The 22,320-nt window shown below is 63.1% G+C and carries 22 protein-coding genes and 1 other RNA gene; 4 read left to right on the forward strand and 19 right to left on the reverse strand.

Annotated elements, in window-relative coordinates:
• Positions 1-30: 30 nt before the first annotated feature.
• From erpA to rplM, 3 genes are all read right to left on the reverse strand, one after another.
• The gene (gene erpA, locus P2869_RS14590) at positions 31-396 is read right to left on the reverse strand and encodes an iron-sulfur cluster insertion protein ErpA (RefSeq protein ID WP_017777019.1); all 366 of its coding nucleotides are present in this window, start codon (positions 394-396) and stop codon (positions 31-33) included.
• A 194-nt stretch (positions 397-590) separates the two neighbouring features.
• Positions 591-983 carry a 30S ribosomal protein S9 gene (rpsI, locus tag P2869_RS14595; RefSeq protein WP_017777020.1) on the reverse strand — a complete coding sequence of 131 codons (393 nt, stop codon included), beginning with the start codon at positions 981-983 and terminating at the stop codon, positions 591-593.
• Between the two features lie 11 nt (positions 984-994).
• Positions 995-1,423: a 50S ribosomal protein L13 gene (gene rplM / locus P2869_RS14600; protein ID WP_017777021.1), complete on the reverse strand. Its 429-nt coding sequence runs from the start codon at positions 1,421-1,423 to the stop codon at positions 995-997.
• Between the two features lie 715 nt (positions 1,424-2,138).
• On the opposite strand from rplM, the gene P2869_RS14605 reads away from it, so the two are divergent.
• On the forward strand, positions 2,139-2,558 hold the full coding sequence (locus P2869_RS14605) for an OsmC family protein (protein ID WP_026121894.1): 420 nt from the start codon (positions 2,139-2,141) through the stop codon (positions 2,556-2,558).
• 94 nt (positions 2,559-2,652) lie between these two features.
• On the opposite strand, the gene rnpB is transcribed toward P2869_RS14605, so the two are convergent.
• The 3 genes from rnpB to pyrC form a co-directional block, all read right to left on the reverse strand.
• Positions 2,653-3,064: RNase P RNA component class A (gene rnpB, locus P2869_RS14610), an RNA gene on the reverse strand.
• Positions 3,065-3,129: 65 nt separating this feature from the next.
• Entirely contained in the window at positions 3,130-4,110 is a 981-nt protein-coding gene (locus P2869_RS14615) for a DUF3025 domain-containing protein (protein WP_277596851.1), read from the reverse strand.
• Between the two features lie 11 nt (positions 4,111-4,121).
• Positions 4,122-5,183 (reverse strand): dihydroorotase, encoded by a 1,062-nt coding sequence (pyrC, locus tag P2869_RS14620; protein ID WP_126878062.1) that lies wholly within the window; start codon positions 5,181-5,183, stop codon positions 4,122-4,124.
• Positions 5,184-5,428: 245 nt separating this feature from the next.
• On the opposite strand from pyrC, the gene P2869_RS14625 reads away from it, so the two are divergent.
• Positions 5,429-6,367 (forward strand): class II glutamine amidotransferase, encoded by a 939-nt coding sequence (locus P2869_RS14625; RefSeq protein ID WP_081601905.1) that lies wholly within the window; start codon positions 5,429-5,431, stop codon positions 6,365-6,367.
• A 45-nt stretch (positions 6,368-6,412) separates the two neighbouring features.
• Here the strand turns inward: P2869_RS14625 and P2869_RS14630 are convergent, their stop codons facing one another.
• From P2869_RS14630 to P2869_RS14655, 6 genes are all read right to left on the reverse strand, one after another.
• Entirely contained in the window at positions 6,413-7,138 is a 726-nt protein-coding gene (locus P2869_RS14630; protein ID WP_017777026.1) for an amino acid ABC transporter ATP-binding protein, read from the reverse strand.
• Positions 7,135-7,815, reverse strand: a complete 681-nt coding sequence (gene gltK / locus P2869_RS14635; RefSeq protein WP_017777027.1) for a glutamate/aspartate ABC transporter permease GltK — start codon at positions 7,813-7,815, stop codon at positions 7,135-7,137. The genes P2869_RS14630 and gltK overlap by 4 nt, the downstream gene beginning before the upstream one ends.
• Complete coding sequence (locus P2869_RS14640) at positions 7,815-8,555, reverse strand: amino acid ABC transporter permease (RefSeq protein WP_017777028.1); 741 nt, start codon at positions 8,553-8,555, stop codon at positions 7,815-7,817. Before P2869_RS14640 ends, gltK begins: the two co-directional genes overlap by 1 nt.
• A 78-nt stretch (positions 8,556-8,633) precedes the next feature.
• The gene (locus P2869_RS14645) at positions 8,634-9,527 is read right to left on the reverse strand and encodes a glutamate/aspartate ABC transporter substrate-binding protein (RefSeq protein WP_017777029.1); all 894 of its coding nucleotides are present in this window, start codon (positions 9,525-9,527) and stop codon (positions 8,634-8,636) included.
• Between the two features lie 156 nt (positions 9,528-9,683).
• Positions 9,684-10,988, reverse strand: coding sequence for a Glu/Leu/Phe/Val dehydrogenase (locus tag P2869_RS14650; RefSeq protein WP_026121897.1), 1,305 nt, complete (start codon positions 10,986-10,988; stop codon positions 9,684-9,686).
• A gap of 136 nt (positions 10,989-11,124) precedes the next feature.
• The gene (locus P2869_RS14655) at positions 11,125-12,096 is read right to left on the reverse strand and encodes a LysR family transcriptional regulator (protein WP_277596852.1); all 972 of its coding nucleotides are present in this window, start codon (positions 12,094-12,096) and stop codon (positions 11,125-11,127) included.
• Between the two features lie 246 nt (positions 12,097-12,342).
• Between P2869_RS14655 and purB the strand changes: the two genes are divergently transcribed.
• Positions 12,343-13,731, forward strand: coding sequence for an adenylosuccinate lyase (purB, locus tag P2869_RS14660; RefSeq protein ID WP_042302484.1), 1,389 nt, complete (start codon positions 12,343-12,345; stop codon positions 13,729-13,731).
• Positions 13,732-13,902: 171 nt separating this feature from the next.
• Here purB and P2869_RS14665 read toward each other — a convergent pair whose 3' ends face one another.
• The 4 genes from P2869_RS14665 to edd all read right to left on the reverse strand — a co-directional run bounded on the left by P2869_RS14665 (position 13,903) and on the right by edd (position 18,696).
• Positions 13,903-14,406 carry a gluconokinase gene (locus P2869_RS14665; protein ID WP_199543856.1) on the reverse strand — a complete coding sequence of 168 codons (504 nt, stop codon included), beginning with the start codon at positions 14,404-14,406 and terminating at the stop codon, positions 13,903-13,905.
• A gap of 10 nt (positions 14,407-14,416) precedes the next feature.
• Positions 14,417-15,814, reverse strand: a complete 1,398-nt coding sequence (locus P2869_RS14670; protein WP_277596853.1) for a GntP family permease — start codon at positions 15,812-15,814, stop codon at positions 14,417-14,419.
• Between the two features lie 336 nt (positions 15,815-16,150).
• Positions 16,151-16,792: a bifunctional 4-hydroxy-2-oxoglutarate aldolase/2-dehydro-3-deoxy-phosphogluconate aldolase gene (gene eda / locus P2869_RS14675; protein ID WP_277596854.1), complete on the reverse strand. Its 642-nt coding sequence runs from the start codon at positions 16,790-16,792 to the stop codon at positions 16,151-16,153.
• Positions 16,793-16,794: 2 nt separating this feature from the next.
• The gene (gene edd, locus P2869_RS14680) at positions 16,795-18,696 is read right to left on the reverse strand and encodes a phosphogluconate dehydratase (protein WP_277596855.1); all 1,902 of its coding nucleotides are present in this window, start codon (positions 18,694-18,696) and stop codon (positions 16,795-16,797) included.
• 280 nt (positions 18,697-18,976) lie between these two features.
• Between edd and P2869_RS14685 the strand changes: the two genes are divergently transcribed.
• On the forward strand, positions 18,977-19,825 hold the full coding sequence (locus tag P2869_RS14685) for a MurR/RpiR family transcriptional regulator (protein ID WP_017777037.1): 849 nt from the start codon (positions 18,977-18,979) through the stop codon (positions 19,823-19,825).
• Positions 19,826-19,854: 29 nt separating this feature from the next.
• Here the strand turns inward: P2869_RS14685 and P2869_RS14690 are convergent, their stop codons facing one another.
• From P2869_RS14690 to P2869_RS14700, 3 genes are read right to left on the reverse strand one after another with little or no spacing between them, the layout of a single operon-like run.
• The gene (locus tag P2869_RS14690; protein WP_017777038.1) at positions 19,855-20,271 is read right to left on the reverse strand and encodes a CopD family protein; all 417 of its coding nucleotides are present in this window, start codon (positions 20,269-20,271) and stop codon (positions 19,855-19,857) included.
• A gap of 9 nt (positions 20,272-20,280) precedes the next feature.
• Positions 20,281-20,889 (reverse strand): hypothetical protein, encoded by a 609-nt coding sequence (locus tag P2869_RS14695; RefSeq protein ID WP_277596856.1) that lies wholly within the window; start codon positions 20,887-20,889, stop codon positions 20,281-20,283.
• 15 nt (positions 20,890-20,904) lie between these two features.
• The gene (locus tag P2869_RS14700) at positions 20,905-22,302 is read right to left on the reverse strand and encodes an AAA family ATPase (protein ID WP_277596857.1); all 1,398 of its coding nucleotides are present in this window, start codon (positions 22,300-22,302) and stop codon (positions 20,905-20,907) included.
• Positions 22,303-22,320 lie beyond the last annotated feature (18 nt).

The following is a 22,320-nucleotide window of genomic DNA, read 5'->3' on the forward strand; positions in this document are numbered from 1 at the left end:
GATACCACCCGCCGTACAACCTCAGGTCGATCAGACCGAGAACGACGAGCCGCAACCGCAGGTAGTCGAGGCGTTCGGGTTCTTGATGACGAACTGTGCGCCGTTTAGGTCGTCCTTGTAGTCGATCTCAGCGCCCACCAGGTACTGGTAGCTCATGGCGTCGATCAGCAACTGGACGCCGTTCTTCACCATCACGGTGTCGTCCTCGTTGGTCGTCTCGTCGAACGTGAAGCCGTATTGAAAGCCGGAGCAGCCGCCGCCTTGCACGAACACGCGCAGCTTCAGCTCGGGGTTACCTTCTTCGTCAATCAGTTGTTTGACCTTGTCAGCCGCTGCGTCCGTGAAGACGAAGGGACCCGGCATGTCGGTCACGGGGGTGTCGGTCACAGCGTTCATTCGAACTCTCCAAAAAAGCCTTTAGCCGGTATTGTAGGACTGATCCCAAAGTCGTGCTTTAAGCCCACAAAATCAAGGGGTTCTCTACGCACCTGGCTATACAGACGAAAAAGCCGCCGGCGCATCTGCGCGGGCGGCTTTTTGCAGTCCCGGCGCCCCCGCACCCAATGTGCGCGGGACAGCCAGTGAAGCGCTTAACGCTTCGAGAACTGCTTGCGGCGGCGTGCCTTGTGGAAACCGACCTTCTTACGTTCCACTTCACGTGCGTCGCGGGTGACGAACCCGGCGCTCGACAGTGCCGGTTTCAGCGTCGCGTCGTAGTCGATCAGCGCGCGGGTGATGCCGTGGCGCACAGCGCCTGCCTGACCCGTTTCGCCGCCACCGGTCACGTTCACCTTGATGTCGAACGTGGCGCCGTGGTTCGTGAGCTCGAGCGGCTGGCGCACGATCATCAGCGAGGTTTCACGCGAGAAGTAGTCGGCGATAGGCTTGCCGTTGACGACGATCTCGCCCTTGCCCGACTTGATGAAGACACGAGCGACTGCGCTCTTGCGGCGGCCCGTACCGTAATTCCAGTTACCGATCATGTGGGCTCCCCTTAGATCTCGAGCGCCTTCGGCTGCTGAGCCGAGTGCGGATGCGTTGCTTCGGCGTAGACCTTCAGCTTCTTGATCATCGCGTAGCCGAGCGGGCCCTTCGGCAGCATGCCCTTCACTGCCTTCTCGAGCGCGCGGCCCGGGAAGCGTTCCTGCATCTTGCCGAACGTCGTTTCATAGATACCGCCCGGGTAGCCCGAGTGACGGTAGTACTTCTTGTCGGTGGTCTTGTTGCCCGTGACCTTGAGCTTGCTCGCGTTGACGACGATGATGAAATCGCCGGTATCGACGTGCGGGGTGAACTCAGGCTTGTGCTTGCCGCGCAGACGGCGTGCCACTTCGCTGGCGACACGGCCGAGAACCTTATCCGTCGCGTCAATCACGTACCATTCACGCGTCACCTCATGGGCTTTTGCGGAAAACGTCTTCATGATCGATCCAATAAAAATGCAGTGCCCTGTGTTCTTTCCTGCTTGTTGAAAAGCGCTCGAGGCGCTGGCGCAGGCTCTCCCTGTTCTTCTTCCGTGGGCATGATACGGAAAAGCCCTGAATTATAAAGGAAATTGGCGGGCTACGTCAAAGCCGGCCTGACGTGGCGGCAAGGAGGCGTCGCGCGAGCGCCGGCGGTATCTCGTCGATGTCGGAGTGAACACTTACCGCCGGGCAAACGCGTCGCAATCATGCCTGCAACGGACGAAAAAAAGCCCGAACGCTTTTGGTTCGGGCTTAATCCACCAAAGGAGGAGGGTGGAGGAGACATGCTGAGGTGATGAACAACTCGATCACCAATGAACGCAATTATACGGACAGCGCTTGTGCGACGCAAGAATATTTGCATTGCGAAATCATAAACCACTATGTGAAACGATGCGCTTCGCACAGCGAGAAGTCCTACCTTCAAGGAAATCAGCCCGTTAGCGGCAGTGGCACCCCGCGTAGCGCGCGCGTTTTAGAGTAAAACCCCTAAAGAATTGCGACCGCGCGCCATTCTTCGGTCACACGTTTCCGCGAAAGGCAAGGCGGAAGCCCGATGGGCAAACGCCATCACGCCATGGGATTACGGCGGGCAATACCGGGAAACGTCGCGGAAGACACCGGGCTACAATTGCCGCCTTGACGTTTGAGCCAGACGGCTGGAGTACACGCATGGAATGCAAAGTAAGCTGGATGGGCGAGGGAATGGCGTTTGCCGCCGAAACCGGCAGCGGCCACCTCGTGGCCATGGACGGCGCCCCGGAAGGCGGCGGCCGCAACCTCGCGCCGCGCCCGATGGAAATGGTTCTGCTCGGCACCGGCGGCTGCACAGCCTATGACGTCGTGATGATCCTGAAGAAGAGCCGTCAGGAAGTGAGTGACTGCTCCGTGACGCTGAAAGCCGACCGCGCGAGCGAGGATCCGAAGGTCTTCACGAAGATCCATTTCCACTTCACGGTGACGGGCAAGAATCTCAATCCGGCCACCGTCGAGCGGGCCATCAATCTTTCGCACGACAAGTACTGCTCGGCGTCGATCATGCTCGCCAAAACAGCCGAACTCACGCATTCGTTCGATATCGTCGCGATCTGACGCGCCCGCGTGCGCATCGGCACGCGCCGGCTCATCGATGAGCCGAAAAAAAGCCGGCGTCGGTTATCGACGCCGGCTTTTTTCCTGAATGAAGCGGCAAAGCAAGCCTGTAAGCCGGATTCTGTGCACACGCGGCGCCTTGCGGCGCTGCGCGCGTGGCAGCCATTCCTCTAGGCGCGTCATTGCTGGCGCGCTCAAGCTTCCTACCCGCAGACGAAACGGGGGCCCCGTCCTGTATCGCGAAGATACGCGCCTGCCTACTTGGAATTGCTCCGGGTGGAGGTTGCCGTGCCGTCTGCGTCGCCGCAGCCGCGGTGCGCTCTTACCGCACCGTTTCACCCTTACCTGATCCCGGCTGAGCCGGGCCATCGGCGGTCTGTTCTCTGTTGCCCTGTTCCGCGTGTCGCCACGGATGGCCGTTAGCCATCACCCTGCCCTATGGAGTCCGGACTTTCCTCGCCCCCGCGGACCGAAGCCCGCGAGGCCGCGACTGCCCGGCCTGCTTTGCGAAGCGCGATCTTAACATGTGGGGCGCCCGGCTATTTGCAATGGCGGAGCGCAGAGCCGTTGCCTACCGTTGCCGCCGTCCCTTGCGAAATACCGACGGGTCGTCATAGAACCCCGCGGCTTCGTTTGCACTCCACCAGCCGGGAATACCCAGTACGGGCAGCGGCGCAAAGCGCTGGCCGCTGAGTTCGGTGTCACGCGCGAGCGCTTCGCTCACCGCCGCATCGAGCCACGCGTCGCGCTGCGCCCTGTCCCACGAAAAATAGGCTGTGGGCACCTCGACGATCCACGCGTGCGCCGTGCAGGCCTTGAACGGCGCCATGAGCTTTTCGAGCAGCGCGTGCCCGAAGCATCGGACCTCGCGGTCCCCTCCCCAACCCGCGCGATGCGCAACGAAAAGCGTGTGCCAGTCGAAGACACGCAACGCCGCGGTTTGTTCGGGGTTCGCGCTGGCGAAGATCACGGCGTTCTCGTCGAACAAGGTGAGCGCGTCACGCACGCCGCCGCGCGTTGGGCCTACGCCGAGCAAGTCGATCTGCTCGGCCTGCCGGGCGTTCAGGACCGCCTTGACGCGCGGAAACGAGAACCACACCAGCGCATTGAAGAAATCATGGAGGTTGTGCCGCGTCGGTACGCAGCCGGTGGCCGCGATATGCGCCTCGTAGGCGGCGCCGGGCGGCAGGTCGTCCTGGGCGATGAACGCGAGCGGCCGGCCTCGGCCAGTCGTCTGCCCGGACGCCTGCGCATCCGCATTGAGCTCGGAGAGAAACGGGGGGTAGCCGTGAAGCGCCGCCTGCTGCCAGCGCACACCGCGCGCGGCGAACTGCTGGAACCACGGTTGCGACCAATCGATCCGGCCAAAGCCGGCCGGGTCGCTTCGGACAGCGCAGTCCGCATCCGCCAAGGCCGGCTTCTGCGGTTCAACCTGATCCGCGGACGTACGCGGAGCTTGCGATGCCGCAACGCCCGCGGCATCCCATGGCGCCACCGCCCCGGCCGGCACCTCCGCCTTCGCCCACGCATCGCTCGCCGCCTTGTGCGGCATCGCGGCCGCCGTCAGACCAGCCGCCAGCCGATCGTTTCGCCCCCGCGCAGCGGCACGACGGGTGTGTCGCCCGCGACTACCTCGGCCGGCAGCGTCCACGTCTCGCGCCGCAAGGTCACACGCTCGGCGCTGCGCGGCAGACCGTAGAAGTCCGCGCCGAAGAAGCTCGCGAAACCTTCCAGCTTGTCCAGGGCGCCCGCCTGATCGAAGGCTTCTGCGTAGAGTTCGAGTGCGTGCAGCGCCGTGTAGCAGCCGGCGCACCCGCACGCGTGTTCCTTGAGGCCCTTCGGGTGCGGCGCGCTATCGGTGCCGAGGAAAAAACGCGGGTCGCCCGACGTCGCGGCCTCCACGAGCGCGACGCGGTGCGTCTCACGCTTGAGCACCGGCAAACAGTAATAGTGCGGGCGAATGCCGCCCTGGAAAATCGCGTTGCGGTTATAGAGCAAGTGATGCGCCGTGATGGTCGCGCCGAGCAGCCCCGGCTTCGCGCTGTCTGCGCGGATGTAGTCGACGGCGTCCTTCGTCGTGATGTGTTCGAACACGACCTTGAGCGCCGGGAAATCGCGGCGCAGCGGCGTCATCACGCGGTCGATGAAGACCTTCTCGCGGTCGAACAGATCGATCTCGGCATGGGTCACTTCACCGTGAACCAGCAGCGGCATGCCCGTTTCCTGCATCGCTTCGAGCGTCTTTGCGCATTTACGGATGTCGGTCACGCCCGCGTCCGAGTTCGTCGTCGCACCTGCCGGATAAAGCTTCACGCCGTGCACGAAGCCGCTTTCGCGGGCGCGGCGGATCTCGTCGGGCGGCGTGTTGTCGGTGAGGTAGAGCGTCATCAGCGGCTCGAAGCGCACGCCGGCCGGAATCGCTGCCACGATCCGCTCGCGATACGCCTGCGCCAGCACCGTGGTGGTCACCGGCGGCTTGAGGTTCGGCATGATGATCGCGCGACCAAACTGGCGCGCCGTATGCGGCAGCACCGCGGCCAGCATGGCGCCGTCGCGCACGTGCAGGTGCCAGTCGTCGGGGCGGGCAAGGGTCAAGGTGTCGATGACGGGAGCGGAAGCGTTCATGGCAACAGGGAAGGGAAACGGACCACAGGGGACAGGACTGAAGAGCGGCCGGGCAAAATGCAAGGCCACACGCGGCATGAACCTTGAACCTCGTCCACGGCGCGCCGTGGACATCGCGCAACAGCGGGAAACTGGCACGCCTTTGGGCGCCAATTTTCCAATTTGACGCGCGTAGCTCGGTGCTATCCTTGGAAAATCGTTATTGTACCGGGCCGCACCGAAGGCCCGCGCCCCGCTTCCGCACCATGTGCCAACTTCTTGGAATGAACTGCGCCGCGCCGACGGACGTCACGTTCTCCTTCACCGGTTTTGCGGCGCGCGGCGGCGTCACCGATCACCACGCCGACGGCTGGGGCATCGCGTTCTTCGAGGACAAAGCCTGCCGGCTCTTCATCGACCACCAGTCTTCCGCGACTTCACCGCTCGCCGAGATGGTGAAGCGCTATCCGATCAAATCGAAAAACACCATTGCGCATATTCGCAAGGCGACGCAGGGGCACATCCTGCTCGAGAATTGCCATCCGTTTCTGCGCGAACTGTGGGGCCGGCACTGGATCTTCGCCCACAACGGCGATCTGCAGGACTACCGCCCTGCTCTTTCCGGCGTCTACCAGCCGGTCGGTACGACAGACAGCGAACTGGCGTTCTGCGCCGTTCTTGAAGGCCTGCGCAAGGCGTTTCCCGGCGCCCAGCCGCCGCTCGATGAACTCTTCGAGGCCGTCGCCTCGCTCACGCGCGAGATCACCCAGTACGGCGTGTTCAATTTCCTGATGTCGAACGGCCAGGCGCTTTTTGCGCACTGCTCGACACACCTGCACTACCTGGTGCGCAGTTGGCCATTCTCGACGGCGCACCTCGTGGACGCCGACGTTTCGATCGACTTCGCCAAGTACACCACGCCGGAGGACCGCGTCGCCGTGATCGCCACGCAGCCGCTCACGGACAACGAAGTCTGGACGCGCTTCGCGCCCGGCGACCTGCTGATGTTTCAGAACGGGGAAGTGACTGCGCGCAAGAATGTGCCGGTGCCGGCTTCGGTGCTGGAGAAGCTGCGCCATCCCGAATGCGACAGGTCCGCGTCGGCCAGCACGGTCGCGCAGGCGGCGCAGGTGCAGGCAAAGCTGGAAGCTACTGCCGCTGTGGATTTCGAAGCAGACGACGACCGGGCGGCCGTCGAGTCCTGAAAACGGCGCACGCGGCTGCGTGAGCCGCATGCGCTGCGCTAACGCTCAGTGCAGGATCTTCGCGAGGAAGTCCTTCGCACGGTCCGACTTCGGATTGGCGAAGAAGTCTTCCTTGCGATCGTCTTCCACGATGATGCCCTTGTCCATGAAGATCACCCGGTGCGCGACCTTCTTCGCGAAACCCATTTCGTGGGTCACGCACATCATCGTCATGCCTTCCTGCGCGAGTTCCACCATCACGTCGAGCACTTCGTTGATCATCTCGGGGTCGAGCGCCGAGGTCGGCTCGTCGAACAGCATCGCGATGGGGTCCATCGAAAGCGCGCGTGCAATCGCCACGCGCTGCTGCTGACCGCCCGAAAGCTGACCCGGGTATTTGTCGGCATGCGCCTTGAGACCCACGCGATCGAGCAGCTTCAGGCCTTTGGCCGACGCCTCGTCCTTCGAACGTCCGAGCACCTTCACCTGCGCGAGCGTGAGGTTCTCGGTAATCGAAAGATGCGGGAACAGTTCGAAGTGCTGAAACACCATGCCCACCTTCGAGCGCAGCTTCGACAGATTGGTCTTCTTGTCACCCACAGACTGACCGTTCACGAGAATCTCGCCCTTCTGGAACGGCTCCAACCCGTTCACGGTCTTGATGAGTGTCGATTTGCCCGAGCCCGACGGGCCGCATACCACCACAACCTCGCCCTTCTTCACTTCCGTCGTGCAGTCGGTGAGTACCTGAAAGTGGCCGTACCACTTGGAAACATTCTTGATGGAAATCATCTTGCGACCTTTCTCTGAAGACTCTTGACGAGGCCCGACGCCACCACGCAAACCACGAAGTAGCAAGCACCGGCGAACAGTACCATTTCGACCATCGTGCCGTCACGATCGCCAATATTCGTCGCTGTGCGAAAGAAATCGGCCAGGCTGATCACGTAGACGAGCGACGTATCCTGGAAGAGCACGATGGCCTGCGTGAGCAGCAGCGGCACCATCGCGCGAAACGCCTGCGGCAGCACCACGAGGCGCATTGCCTGCCCATAGGTCATGCCGAGCGCGAACGATGCGTTGACCTGCCCGCGCGGCACGGCCTGAATGCCGGCGCGAATGATCTCCGAGTAATACGCGGCTTCGAAGAGCGAAAACGCGACGAGCGCCGACGCAAAGCGGATGTCGATATCGGGCGACAGCCCCAGCAGGTTCTGCAGCACCTGCGGCACGATCAGGAAGAACCACAGCAGCACCATCACGAGCGGTATCGAGCGGAACACCGTGACGTAGCTCTTCGCAAACCATTCGAGCGGCTTCGCGCCTGACAGGCGCATGAGCGCGAGCAGCGTGCCCCAGATAATGCCGATCACGATCGCGATGATCGTGATCTTCAGCGTGACTACGGCGCCGGTGGCAAGCGTGGGCATTGCGCCGGGAATGCCGCTCCAGTCGAATTGATGACTCATCACTTGCCTCCGATGTAGCCTGGCAGCCGCGCTTTCTGCTCGACGAACCGCATCAGCGTCATCACCACGAGATTGATCACCACGTACGCGAGCGTGACGGCGATGAACGACTCATAGGTCTGCGCCGTGTAGTCCACAAGTTGCCGGGCCTGCGCCGAAAGATCGAGCAGACCGATGGTGGAAGCCACCGCCGAGTTCTTGAAGATGTTGAGGAACTCGGACGTGAGCGGCGGCACGATCACGCGATACGCCACGGGCAGCAACACGTAGCGATAGGTCTGCCACTGCGTGAAGCCCATGGCGAGACCCGCGGCGCGCTGGCCGCGCGGCAGCGCGTTGATGCCCGAGCGCACCTGCTCGCACACACGTGCGGCGGTAAAGAGGCCCAGACAGATCACCGACGCCGAGAAGAATTGCGCACCCGGCGGCAACTGCTTGAACCAGTCGCCCAGCCCCTTGGGCACGAGTTCCGGTATGACGAAGTACCAGACGAAAAACTGCACGATGAGCGGAACGTTGCGGAAAATCGCAACGTAGACAGTACCGATGCCCGCAAGCCACTTGTTCGGCACCGTGCGCAGCACGCCGAACAACGATCCGACGACAAGCGCGATCACCCAGGCGACCAGCCCCACGGTGACCGTCACGCGCATGCCGGACAACAGCCAGCCGAGATAGGTCGTCGGCTCGCCGGTGGAAACCGGACTCAGCAGAATGCCCCAGTTCCAGTGATAAGACATGGCGAAGACTCTCCAACAAAAAGAACGGAAGAAGCACAGGCTTCTTCCGTTCTGTTCAACGTAGGCGTTCGAGACTGCTTAGTCGATTGCCTTGTCGTTCGGGCTCTTGAAGAGCGCCTTCATGTCGTCGCTCTCCGGGAAGTTCAGGTTGAGGCCCTTCGGCGGGATCGGCGATTCAAACCACTTCTTGTAGATCTTGTCCGCTTCGCCCGACGTCTCGACCTTCGCGATCGCGTCGTCCACCACCTTTTTGAACTCGGGGTCGTTCTTGCGCATCATGCAGCCGTACGCTTCGCGCGATTGCGGTGCGCCCACGATCACGTAGTCGCCCGGCGTCTTCGACTTCGCGCGTTCGCCCGCAAGCAGCGCGTCGTCCATCATGAAGGCGACCGCACGGCCGGTTTCCAGCGTCTGGAACGACTCGCCGTGGTCCTTCGCGCTGATGATGTTCATGCCCAGGTTCTTGTCCTGGTTCATCTTGCGCAGCAGGCGCTCCGACGTGGTGCCGGCCGTCGTCACGACGGTCTTGCCCTTCAGGTCGGCGAAGTCCTTGATGCCCGAGTCCTTCTTCGTCATGAGGCGCGTACCGATCACAAAGATCGTGTCCGAGAACGCAGCTTGCTGCTGGCGCTCCAGGTTGTTCGTGGTCGAGCCGCACTCGATATCCACCGTGCCGTTCTGCACGAGCGGAATGCGGTTCTGCGAGGTGACGGGGATGAACTTGACCTTCAGGTTCGGCATGTTCAGCTTCTGCTTGACCGCGTCCACGACCTTCATCTGGAACTCGTACGAGTAGCCGATGACGTTCTGCTTGTCGTCGTAATACGAGAACGGAATGGACGATTCGCGATGACCCAGCGCGATCACGCCCGTGTCCTTGATCTTCTTCAACGTACCGCTTTCCTGCGCGTTCGCGGCGCAGGCAACGAAACCGAGGGTGGCGAGAAGCAGCGCAGCTTTTTTAACCTTCATTCTGATCTCCTTGGCTAGAACGGGCGCAGTTTATCAAAGTAATTTAACTGAAAGTTATTGTTGTAAACCATGTCAGACAGGCGTCTTCTGGTGCACAAAAGCGGACGGCATCGTCGCGACGCCGTCCGCTTCCGGTAAGACTTGCTGCAGGCTATATCAGGGGTACAGGCCGCGCAGTTCGCGCGCCATCAGAATGCGCTTGCACGCCACGATGAACGCGGCCGTACGCATCGAAACGTTGTGCTCGCTCGCCACCTGCCAGACCGCCGCGAATGCCTCGCGCATCACGCGCTCCAGACGCTGGTTGATTTCCTCTTCGGTCCAGAAGAAGCTCGAGAAGTCCTGCACCCACTCGAAGTACGACACGGTCACACCGCCCGCGTTGGCCACCACGTCGGGAATCACGAGCACGCCCTTGTCGTGCAGGATGTCGTCGGCCGCGGTCGTGGTCGGGCCGTTCGCCCCTTCCACGATGATCTTCGTGCGGATCTTGCCGGCGTTCTTCTCGGTGATCTGGTTTTCCAGTGCCGCCGGGATCAGGATGTCCGTCTCCACCGTCCAGAACTCGTCGTTGGAAAGCGGGTCGGCGCCAGTGAAGCCGGCCACGCCGCCCGTCTTCGCCACGTGTTCCAGCAGCGCAGCAGCGTCCATGCCGGTCGATTTGTACAGCGAGCCGGTGTGGTCCTGCACGGCCACGATCTTCGAACCCGCTTCCTGGAAGAGGCGCGCAGCAATGCCGCCCACATTCCCGAAGCCCTGCACCGCCACGCGAGCGCCTTCGATCGCGAGGCCCGTCCGGCGCGCCGCTTCGCAACCCACCACGAACACGCCGCGACCCGTTGCCTCACGGCGGCCAAGCGAGCCGCCCAGCGCGATCGGCTTGCCGGTCACGACGCCGGTCGCCGTCTGGCCCTGGTTCATCGAGTACGTGTCCATCATCCACGCCATCACCTGTTCGTTGGTGTTGACGTCCGGCGCCGGAATGTCGGTGTTCGGGCCGATGATGATGCCGATTTCACTCGTGTAGCGGCGCGTCACGCGCTCCAGTTCGCCGCGTGAAAGCTTGCGCGGATCGACGCGGATGCCGCCCTTCGCGCCGCCGTACGGCACGTTCACGGCCGCGTTCTTCACCGACATCCACGCGGAAAGCGCCATCACTTCCGAGAGCGTCACGTCCTGGTGGTAACGCACGCCGCCCTTACCGGGACCGCGCGAGACGTTGTGCTGCACGCGATAGCCCTCGAAGTGCGCAACCGTGCCGTTGTCCAGCTCGATGGGCACATCGACGATCAGAATGCGCTTCGGACGCTTCAGCGTTTCGAGCCAGCGCGAGAGCGAGCCGAGGTAGGGCGCGACGCGGTCCACCTGGCGCAGATAGTTGCCCCAGGGGCCGAGGTTGTCGGCGTTGAGATACGAGGGAATGGAAAGATCGGGTGCTGCGGACTGCGGTTGGGAAGACATGAACGCTCCAGCGGTCAACGAATGGTCGCCATTGTCGAAAATCGATCTGCTGAAATCCAATGCCGTTTGGTCATTGCGTTATGTTTTTCTTGCATAACGTCGGCAAAAGCGAAAAAACCTGCCGCGGACGCGGCGCTCAGTTGCGTGCGCCCGCCTGCTGGGCCAGGGCCAGTTCTGCCGACACGACATCCCACAGCTTCCTCATCAGCACATGACGCGGATCGTCGCCCTGCGCGGCAAGCTTGTCGCGATAGAGCCGGATCTCCATGGTCAGCGTGAACCGGTCTTGCGCCACGCCGCGCGTCGCGCGGTCGAGGCGTATCAGCTTGCCCTCGGCCACCGCTTCCTCCACGGCGCTGTGCGGGAGAAACGCGATGCCGTGGCCCGCCAGCGCCATCGCCTTCAAGCCCTCGGCCATATCGGTCTCGTAGATGCGGTCCAGATAGAGCCGGGTGGGCGCGTTGGCGATGATCACTTCCGTCATGCGTCCGAGGTACGCGTTGGGCGTGTACGACAGGTAAGGTGCCGGCGCATCCGGCGTGCCCGGCAGCGTGTGACGTGCGCGGCCCGCCCGGCCCGGCGCGGAGAACGGGCTGATCGGCTCGGTGCCGAGCGTGAGCATGTCGTAGCGCGCGGGGTCCAGTGCGACAGGATGACTCGGATGGTGGTAGCCCATCACCAGATCGCAGCCGCCTTCCACCAGCGAAAGCAGCGCATCGTGCACGTTCAGCGCGCGCAGGCGCGCATGCACGGGGCCCAGCTGCGCCTCGATACGTTGCAGCCAGCGCGGAAAGTACGTGAGCGACAGCGTGTGCGGCACCGCGAATTCGATCGTGGCCGCGGGCGTGGCCATGTGGCCGCGCAGCAGCGTGCGCGCCTCGTGGAATTGCGAGAGCATCGCGAGCGCCTGCTCGTAGAACACCTGGCCGGCGGGCGTCAGGCGCGTCGGATAAACCGAACGGTCGATCAGTTCCGTGCCGAGCCACGCTTCCAGTGCCTGGATGCGCCGCGAGAAGGCGGGCTGGGTGACGTGCCGCAACTCCGCGGACCGGCTGAAACTACGGGTTTCGGCGAGCGAAACGAAATCTTCGAGCCACTTGAGTTCCATGGCGGGCGGCGTGGGAGGACAGGACCGCCGCGGGGGCGCGGCGGGAAAGCCTGCATTCTAGCGGGCGCGCCGCCACCGGCCTCGGCTCAGGACCTTTACTTTGCGGCAACGCACCGGCGAGGCTTCTCCGTCGGCTCGTCGGCGGCTCTCCGGGCCGATCGCCCACGGTCGGGGCAGCCGCGCGTCGGTGGTAAAATTCGGGGTTCTCCCCGTTTCCGATCTCACCCGCCTCCGGCTCGTCCCATCATGTCCGACACCCGCCCCGACACCCTCTACGCGCTCACCGCGCTCTCCCCGCTCGACGGCCGCTACGCCGCCAAAACGGAAGCCCTGCGCGACTGGCTCTCCGAAGCCGCCTTCATGCGCCACCGCGTGACGGTGGAGATCCATTGGCTCATCGCGCTCTCGCACGCCGGCTTCGCCGAGGTGCCGCGTTTCTCGGAAGCGTCGGAACAGTTCCTGTTGCAGCTCGCCGAGCGTTTCACCGCGCACGACGCCGCCCGCATCAAGGAAATCGAGCGTGTGACGAATCACGACGTGAAGGCGGTCGAGTACTGGCTCAAGGAGTCGGTTAAGGGTCAGCCGGAACTGGAGCGCGCAAGCGAGTTCATCCACTTCGCCTGCACCTCGGAAGACATCAACAACACGTCGCACGGCATGATGCTGGCCGGCGCGCGCGAGCATGTGATGGTGCCGGCGCTACGCAAGGTGCACGAGCGCCTTGTCGCGATCGCGCATGCGCAGGCCGCTCAGCCGATGCTCTCGCGCACGCACGGCCAGCCCGCCAGCCCCACCACGCTCGGCAAGGAAATCGCCAACGTCGCGGCGCGCCTCGCACGCGCCATCGCACGCATCGAGAAGGTGGAGCTGCTCGGCAAGATGAACGGCGCCGTGGGCAACTTCAACGCGCACCTCTCGGCGTACCCCGACTTCGACTGGGAGTCGTTCTCGCGCAAGGTCGTGGAAGAGCGGCTCAAGCTCACCTTCAACCCGTACACCATCCAGATCGAGCCGCACGACTACATGGCCGAACTGTTCGACGCGGTCGCGCGCGCGAACACGATCCTGCTCGACCTCGATCGCGACGTGTGGGGCTACATCTCAGTCGGCTACTTCAAGCAGAAGACGAAGGCCGGCGAGATCGGTTCGTCCACGATGCCGCACAAGGTCAACCCGATCGACTTCGAAAACTCCGAAGGCAACCTGGGCCTCGCGAACGCCACGCTGCGCCATCTCGCAGACAAGCTGCCCGTCTCGCGCTGGCAGCGCGACCTCACGGACTCGACCGTGCTGCGCAACATCGGCGTGGCGTTCGGCTACTCGCTGCTCGCCTATGACGCGCTGATCCGCGGCCTCGACAAGCTCGAAGTCAATCCGCAACGCCTCAACGACGACCTCGACAACTGCTGGGAAGTACTCGCCGAGCCGGTGCAGACGGTGATGCGCCGCTACGGCATCGAGAACCCGTACGAGCAGCTGAAGGAACTCACGCGCGGCAAGGGCATTACGCGCGAGGCGTTGCAGACGTTCATCGGCGGTCTGAACATTCCGGCCGATGCGAAAGCACGCCTGCTCGCCATGACGCCGGGCTCGTACACGGGCAAGGCCGAGGAACTGGCGAAGCGGATTGCGTAACGTGTGAGCGGCGGTGTGAGCGGCGGTGTGAGCGGCTGCCTGAGTGGTTGCCTGAGCAGTTGCCTGAGAGCGATGGCTGCCTGAGCACCCGCTCAAAAGCAAAAAGGCGTTCCTTGAAGGAACGCCTTTTTTACGCCTGCCCGCCGCAAACGCGGCGGATCAGCCCGCCGATCACGACGCGCCGCGCGCCTTCAACTGCGCAAGCACGCTCTCGACGATCTGCTCCGGCGCAAGGTCGATGCTCACCTCCACGGCCTCGTCCTCGCCCGGCTCTTCGAGCGTGTCCAGCTGGCTTTGCAGCAGCGACGGGTCGAAGAAGTGGCCCGTGCGCGTCTTCAGGCGCTCGCGCAGCGTCTCCATCGAACCCTTGAGGTAGACGAACCACACGTCCCTGTCGCCATTGCGCAGAATGTCGCGGTACGCGCGCTTGAGCGACGAACACGTGAACACCGCCGTCTCGCCCGCGCGCTGCTTTTCCTCGATCGCCGCGCGAATGGTGCGCAGCCACGGCCAGCGATCGTCGTCGGTGAGGGGAATGCCGTGGTGCATCTTCTCCTTGTTGGCCGCGCTGTGGAACGCGTCGCCGTCGGTGAAGCTGCAGTGAAGGCGCTCCGCCAGCATTTCGCCGATGCGCGACTTGCCGGCGCCCGACACGCCCATTGCTATCAAGATCATCTACTGCTCCTTACAGCACTGCCGCCAGTGCGAACGTAAAACCGAGACCCAGCAACGAAATGATCGTCTCGCAAAGCGACCACGTCTTGAACGTCTGACCGACGGTCATGCCGAAGTACTCCTTGATGAGCCAGAAGCCGCCATCGTTCACGTGGGAAAAGATGAGCGAGCCCGAACCGGTGGCAAGCACCATGAGTTCCGGCCGCACCTGAACACCGCTCGCCGACGCGATCGGCGCGACGATGCCGCACGCGGTCGTCATCGCGACGGTTGCCGACCCCGTTGCAAGGCGGATCAACGCGGCGACGAACCAGCCGAGCAACAGCGGCGAAAGCTGCGCGTTCTGCGCGAGCGAGATGATTTCCTTCGAGATGCCGCTGTCCATCAGCACGCGACCAAAGCCGCCGCCCGCGCCCACGATCAACGTGATGCCCGCGATGGGCGCAAGGCAGTCGCCGCAAAACTTCTGGATCTGCTCTTTCGTGAAGCCGCGTTGCGTGCCGAAGGTCCAGAAGCTCACCAATACCGCAATCAGAAGCGCAACGTCCGAGGTGCCGACGAAGTGGAGCAGACCGTTCGGAATCGTCTTCGGCGCGAACACGAGGTCGGCCCAACTGCCCACGAGCATCAGGATCACAGGCAAGAGGATGGTGAAGAGCGTGATGCCGAAGCCCGGCAGCTCGCGCTGCGGGCGCGCTGCGCCGCCAGCGCCGCCCGTTGAAGCGGTGCCACCATCACTGCCCTCGATGAACTGCGCCGCGAGCGGATTCGGCGCGGTCAGCTTGATGTGGCGATGAATCAGCAGCGCAAACAAGGGACCAGCGACGATGGCCGTCGGCACACCCACGATCAGCCCGTAGGCGATGGTGCGGCCGATGTCGGCGTGATACGCCTGCACCGCGAGCAGCGCGGCCGGGTGCGGCGGAATGAGCCCGTGCACGACGGAAAGGCCCGCCACCATCGGCAAACCGATCAGCAGCAGCGACTTGCCGGTGCGCTGCGCGACGTTGAACGCAATCGGGATCAGCAGCACGAAGCCCACTTCGAAGAACACCGGCAGGCCCACGATGATCGCAACGAACATCATCGCCCAGTGGATGTTCTTCTCGCCGAACCAGCCGATGAGCGTGGTGGCGATGCGCTCCGCGCCGCCCGACTCCGCCATCATCTTGCCGAGCATGGTGCCGAGGCCCACCACGATTGCGATGTGGCCCAGCGTGTTGCCGTTGCCGGTCTCGAACGACTTGACGATCTGATCCATCGGCATGCCGACGGCGAGGCCGAGCAGCAGCGAGACGATGATGAGAACGAGGAACGGATAAACCTTGAAGCGCGTAATCAGCAGGATCAGCGCGGCAATGGCAACCAGCGCGAAAACCAGCAGCATGCTGCCGTGGACGGCTCCCATGAAGCTCCTCCTTTGGTGTTATGGAAACGGATGCGAGTCGCTGCCGGCGCACGGGACGGCGGCTCTGCGCAAGGCTGCGCTTACGGCTCGTCTGCGAGGCCGCTGAATTTTACTGTCAGATTTGAGCGCTTGCGCGCGAGCAGAGCGTGCTGCACGAAGGTCCGATCGGCCGGACTGCGCACGTTCGCAAGGCACGTCCGTACGGCGGCTTTTGTGCGTTCCGGCAGCGCGCTCGACATCACATCCGCCCGGCGCCTGTGCTCACGCCAGCGCGTCGGATCGTGATGGCCACAGCCCGGCATTCCGATCGAGCGGAACGCCGGGCCGTCCAGCACCTTACCGGGCAGGCGGCGCGAGTTCGGCTGCCGCGCGGGCAAGCCGCGTGACTTCGTCCCAGTTCTGCGCGGCGAGCGCGCTCTTCGGCGTGAGCCACGAACCACCCACGCAGACCACATTGGGCAGCGCAAGAAAGGTGGGCGCCGATTCGGCCGTGATGCCGCCCGTGGGGCAGAACTTGAGCGTCGGGAACGGACCGTGGAACGCCTGCAGCATCGGCACGCCGCCGGCCGGCTGCGCCGGGAAGAACTTCACGATCTCATAGCCGAGTTCGAGCGCGACGATGATGTCGGTGGGCGTCATCACGCCCGGCAGCAGCGGCAAGCCGGCGTCCTGCGCGGCCTGGTGCATGTCCTTCGTGAGACCCGGCGACACGCCGAAGCGCGCCCCGGCTTTCTTCGCCAGCGCGCACTGCTCCGGTTTCGTGATCGTGCCCACGCCCACCACGATGTCTTCCGCCAGTTGGCTTGCGCGCTCGATCGCCTTGAGGCCGGCTTCGGTGCGCAAGGTGATTTCGAGCACCTTCACGCCGCCCGCGTGCAGCGCGCGCGACACGTTTTCGCCCTGCTCCACCGATTCGAATGCGAGTACCGGAATCACGGGACCGAGCCGTACGATCTCGGCCACTGTCTGTGCAGTCATGTTCAAGCTCCTTGTTTGTGCAGTTCGTGGTGAGCATGGGATGCCGCGGTGTCTGCCTGCTCGCGCGCTGTTTCGCCCACGAGCGGGCCGAACACCGATGCGCCCAGTTCCGCCGGCGCCGCCGCCGCGCGGAAGACACCGAACAGCTCGCGGCCGAAGCCCACTTCGTTTTCCGCCTGATGGCGCGGCGCGGCCACCGGTCGCGCGGCCCATTCGGCCTCGTCCACTTCGACGTCGAGCACACCGGCTTCGGCGTCGATCACGATCGTGTCGCCGTCGCGCACCTTGCCAAGCGGCCCTTGCAGCAGCGCTTCGGGCGACACGTGAATCACTGCGGGCACCTTGCCCGACGCGCCCGACATGCGGCCGTCCGTCACCAGCGCCACATGAAAGCCCTGATCCTGCAGCACGCCGAGCAGCGGCGTCAGCCGATGCAGTTCCGGCATGCCGTTGGCGCGTGCGCCCTGGAAGCGCACTACCGCCACGAAGTCGCGCTTGAGCTCGCCGCGATCGAACGCTTCCTGCACCGCTTCCTGCGAGTCGAACACAACGGCCGGCGCCTTCACGACACGATGCTGGGCCGCCACCGCCGAAATTTTGATGACACCGCGTCCGAGCTTGCCCTGCATGAGCCGCAGGCCGCCGTCCGGCTGGAACGGCTCCTTGATGCCGCGCAGCACCGCGGTATCCTGGCTTTCCGCCACGCCGGGCACCCATGTGAGTTTGCCGTCGATCAGCTTCGGCTCTTGCGTGTAGTGAGCAAGTCCCTCTCCCGCCACGGTCTTCACGTCCTCGTGCAGCAGACCGCCTTCCAGCAGGTTGCGCACGAGGAACGCGATGCCGCCTGCCGCGTGGAAATGGTTCACGTCGGCCTTGCCGTTCGGGTAGACCTTCGCGAGCAGCGGCACGGCCTGAGAGAGTTCGTCGAAATCGTTCCAGTCGATCAGGATGCCCGCCGCGCGCGCAATCGCGACGAGGTGCAGCGTGTGGTTCGTGGAACCGCCCGTGGCCAGCAGCGCCACGATGCCGTTGACGATGGCTTTCTCGTCGATCACATGGCCGATCGGCGTGTAGTGGCCGCGCTCCGCGGTGAGATCCAGAACGCGGCGCGCGGCGGCGGCGGTCAATTCGTCGCGCAGCGGCGTATGCGGATGAATGAACGCGGAACCGGGCAGATGCATGCCCATCACTTCCATGAGCATCTGGTTGCTGTTCGCGGTGCCGTAGAAGGTACACGTGCCATGCCCGTGATAGGCCGCGGCCTCGGATTCGAGCAGCGCGTCGCGGCCCACCTGGCCCGTGGCGTAGAGCTGGCGGATCTTCGCTTTTTCGTCGTTGGAGAGGCCGCTCGTCATCGGCCCGGCGGGCACGAAAATGGTGGGCAGGTGGCCGAACTGCAGCGCGCCGATCATGAGGCCCGGCACGATCTTGTCGCAGATGCCGAGGCACAGCGCCGCGTCGAACATGTTGTGCGTGAGCGCGACCGCCGTGCTCATGGCGATCACTTCGCGCGAGAAGAGCGACAGCTCCATGCCCGCGTTGCCCTGCGTGACACCGTCGCACATCGCCGGCACGCCGCCCGCAAACTGCGCCACGCCGCCATTCTCGCGTGCGGCCCTCTTGATGACTTCGGGGTAGTCGCGATACGGCGCGTGCGCCGAGAGCATCTCGTTGTAGGCCGAAACGATGCCGATGTTGGGCGTGCGCAGGGCCTTGATCTCGAACTTGTCGTTGCCTTCCATGCCGGCGAATCCGTGAGCCAGGTTCGCGCATGAGAGCGCGCCGCGGGCCGGAAAGCGTCCTTGCGCTGCCTCGATCCGCGCGAGATACGACTCGCGCGTGGGCTTGCTGCGCTCGATCACGCGGCGCGTGACCTTCATCAACTGGGCATGCGGGGAAGCCATCGAATCTCCTTCGTCTCTGACATGGACGTGGCGCTGACGCTGCGCGGCCACCGGCGCGGAGGGCCGCGCCCGAAGATGTTAGTAGAAAAACTACAAGCTATCAATGCACTTTTTCAGACACACGTCTGCTTGCCCACTCACCGCAACCCCCAATACCCACGATCCCTCAAGGCAAATTGGCTGCAACCTGGGGAATACACCTACGCCGATCATGTAGTTTTTGTACAATCATTCAATCCGCTATAGTCCCCGGATCTTTCAGCATAGTGCGAGTTTTTCGATGATGCTTTCCCAGGTGGAAGCCATGCGCGACCAGTTGCGGCCATCCGAGCGCAAGCTGGCCGACTACGTGCTGGAATCGCCGCGCGAAGTGCTCGATCTCTCGATGACCGAGGTCGCCGACCGCGCCGGCGTGAGCCAGCCCACCATCGCGCGCTTTTGCCGGGCGCTCGGTTTTTCGGGGTTTCGGGAATTCAAGATCCGGCTCGCGCAGGGCGTCGCAGCCGGCGTGCCCGCCGTCTATCGGGACGTGCGGCCTGACGAGCCGGTGCCGGGCGTCGCGGCCAAGGTGCTCGACCGCACCATCGGCGCGCTGATCCAGGTGCGCAACACGCTTTCATCGGATGCGGTGGCCGCCGCCATCGCGCTGCTCGCCGCCGCGCGGCGCATCGAGTTCTACGGGGCGGGCGGCTCGGGCATCGCCGCGCAGGACATGCAGCACAAGTTCTTCCGGCTCGGCATGCCGAGCGTCGCCTATTCGGACCCGCACACGTTCCTGATGTCGGCCGCGCTGCTCAGCGACGGCGACGTGGTGGTGGCCATCTCGAACACGGGACGCACGCGCGACATCGTAGACGCCGCGAAAGCCGCGCTCGCGGGCGGCGCGAAGGTGATCGCGATCACGCACGGCAATTCGCCGCTCGCACGCATCGCGACCGTCGGCCTGCACGCCAACGTCGACGAAGACACGGACATCTTTTCGCCGATGACTTCGCGCACCTCGCACCTCGCGATCGGCGACATTCTCGCCGTAGGCGTGGCGCTGCAGCGCGGACCGGCGCTCGCGGAAAAGCTGAGGAAGGCGAAAGATCTGATCGTGGGTCGACGCATCGACCCACTGGAGCCGTAGGCGCTGGGGCCCCGGCTCCGGCCTGGGAACTAGAACGGCTTGATGACGACGAGCGCGACGGCGGCGAGCATGCCGAGCACCGGCAGCTCGTTGAACATGCGATACCACTTGTGCGAGCGGCGGTTCTCGCCGCGCTCGAAGGTGGCCAGCAGCCGCCCGCACCAGACGTGATACGCGACGAGCAGCACCACCACGCCCATCTTCGCGTGAATCCAGCCCTGGCCGCGGCCAATTCCCACCACGAGCCACAACCACAGGCCGCACAGCAGCGCCGGAACGGCGATCATCGTCATGAAGCGATACAGCTTGCGCGCCATGATGAGCAGCCGCTTCACGGCAGCGGGCTCGGTCTCCATCGCCAGATTGACGAAGATGCGCGGCAAATAGAACAGGCCGGCAAACCAGGAAGCAATCAGAACGATGTGAAACGTCTTCACCCAGAGCATTGGTGGTCCTTATATCGTGGCGAACGTCTTGATGACATCCGCTTCAAAGCGGCGAAATGAGTCCAGATTTCTCAAGTGTTCAAAACCATCCGTCAAGTCTGCTACTCGCGACCTGCATCGACGCTCGTCTATCGGCCTTCGTGCAGGACGGTCTGCCGCGGTGCGCAACAAGTCGAACAAAACTTCTTTCGGATCGGGCAAAGCTTCCCACCTCGCGTGCGGCGGAATCTGCAAGGGGACGCGTCCGCGCGGGTTATCCGCTGCGCGGCGTATCGCAGCTTCGTCGCCGAGCAACCATGCTTCTGTCATTCGCACGGGGATAACAGGAACCCAAGTTGTAGCCGTACTTCCGAGCTGACTCTCCAGTTCCCTTCTTCGCACATCGTAAGGCTCACGTTCGGCGTCCCGATGCACGAACAGCACATCGCACGCGTACAACGCCAAAGCAGCGTCAACACGCCGGCGCAAGCCTTGCGATGGATTCGGAATGCCCTCCATTGCAAATGCGGGCTGCGTCGCGATGTCGGTGAAATTGGTTTCAATGACCCACTGAATAATAGGCAGCAAACCCGAGTCTGAACGTCCATCTGCGAGAAGCGTGTATCGAACAAGACGCACCAGAATCCCTGCCTGTTAATTAAAGAGTACCAACTGCTCCCGCAGCAGTTGGCCCACGGTGTTTGATTGCTCGCCGGCCGCCTCGTCCGCATTGAGATATGCAAGCAGCGCACTTAGGGACGTGGGCTTCTGCTCCGGCTGAAGTGCAACTCGCCAAGTTTTTGCCAGAAAACCAAACATGCTAAATGCCGCTCCTTTAAAGCGATACTGCTGGCAGACAATAAGGTCCTCTGCATTGAGCTCCTGGACAACGAGGGGCGAATGGGTATTGATGATGACCTGGCGCAACGGGTTGATTTCGCTTATTGCCTGGGAAGGATCGACCGCCATATCTCGAAGCAGATTCGTCATTGCCCGAACCCGAGAGGGGTGAATGCCATTTTCAGGTTCTTCCAGACAAATGAGCCCGCCAGCTTGCGGATCTGCATGAATGATAGCAAGCGCTAGAAATCGCAGCGTGCCGTCCGACAGAGCCTTTGCAGGATATTTGATACGGTCGCGATTGGTCAGGAAGAGAGTTTTTAGCTCTCGCTTCTCGTCCACTTCGACCGACAGTTCTGCTACGTCCGGAATCAATTCTGCGAGCCGATTGGCAACCTCCGCATCCTTTCCGAGATTCTTTAAGGTAGCAGGCATATGCGCTCCTGACGGGGCGACATGAATGTCCGTTGGCGTAGAAAAGTCGTCCGGCTGCCTCAGCGCAGACGGTTCAAGTTGCAGTAAGGCCCATGAGCGCATTTCACGACGCGCAGCAAGTGCTGTTGGCCTGTCGATGGTATTAATGCCGCTGAGAGCCGTCCGCTCCATGCCGTAGGCAGGAATACGTTCCGGCCGACCACCGCCCGTATCCTGGTGAATGTTAACAATCGGCCGCCCGTCCGATTCGCTCGTATCAGTTGAGATGAAATCGGACGTCTTTGTCCCGCCCTTTACTGTTTCCCAGAATGCGTCTCCATGCGGAAACAGGCCGCGGCGAAAGTCGCGCTTGGGAATGTATTTTAGAGACTCATCAAGCAGCACAATGCGCTCGCTACCGGACCGCTCATCGAACACATACCTGAGAACGATGCGATAGCGCAGATGAGTCACCTTCGGCTCGCCTTGTCGTCCAAAGTCGTCCGTAACGGAATTGGGAACGAGAAACTCGGCCTCCAACTCCATGGTTTCCGCACTGCCTTCCCGATAGCGGGTAAAGATTGACCCGACAGATCCGAATCGTTTGCCATCGCGGTCTCGTACTCGATTAGCCGCTGCGATGATAGGCATATCCGCCAGATCGCGAAGAAAAACGATGGCGTCGAACAGGTTTGACTTCCCTGCACCATTTGCACCCGCGACGCACGTGAACGGACCAAAATAGACGGTCACATCATCCAGGCTCTTGAATCCTTTCACCCTCAGCTTAGTCAGCATCGGCAAACCTTTTGATTA

This window comes from Paraburkholderia sp. SUR17, assembly GCF_029536165.1.
Taxonomy (GTDB): Bacteria; Pseudomonadota; Gammaproteobacteria; order Burkholderiales; family Burkholderiaceae; genus Paraburkholderia; species Paraburkholderia kururiensis.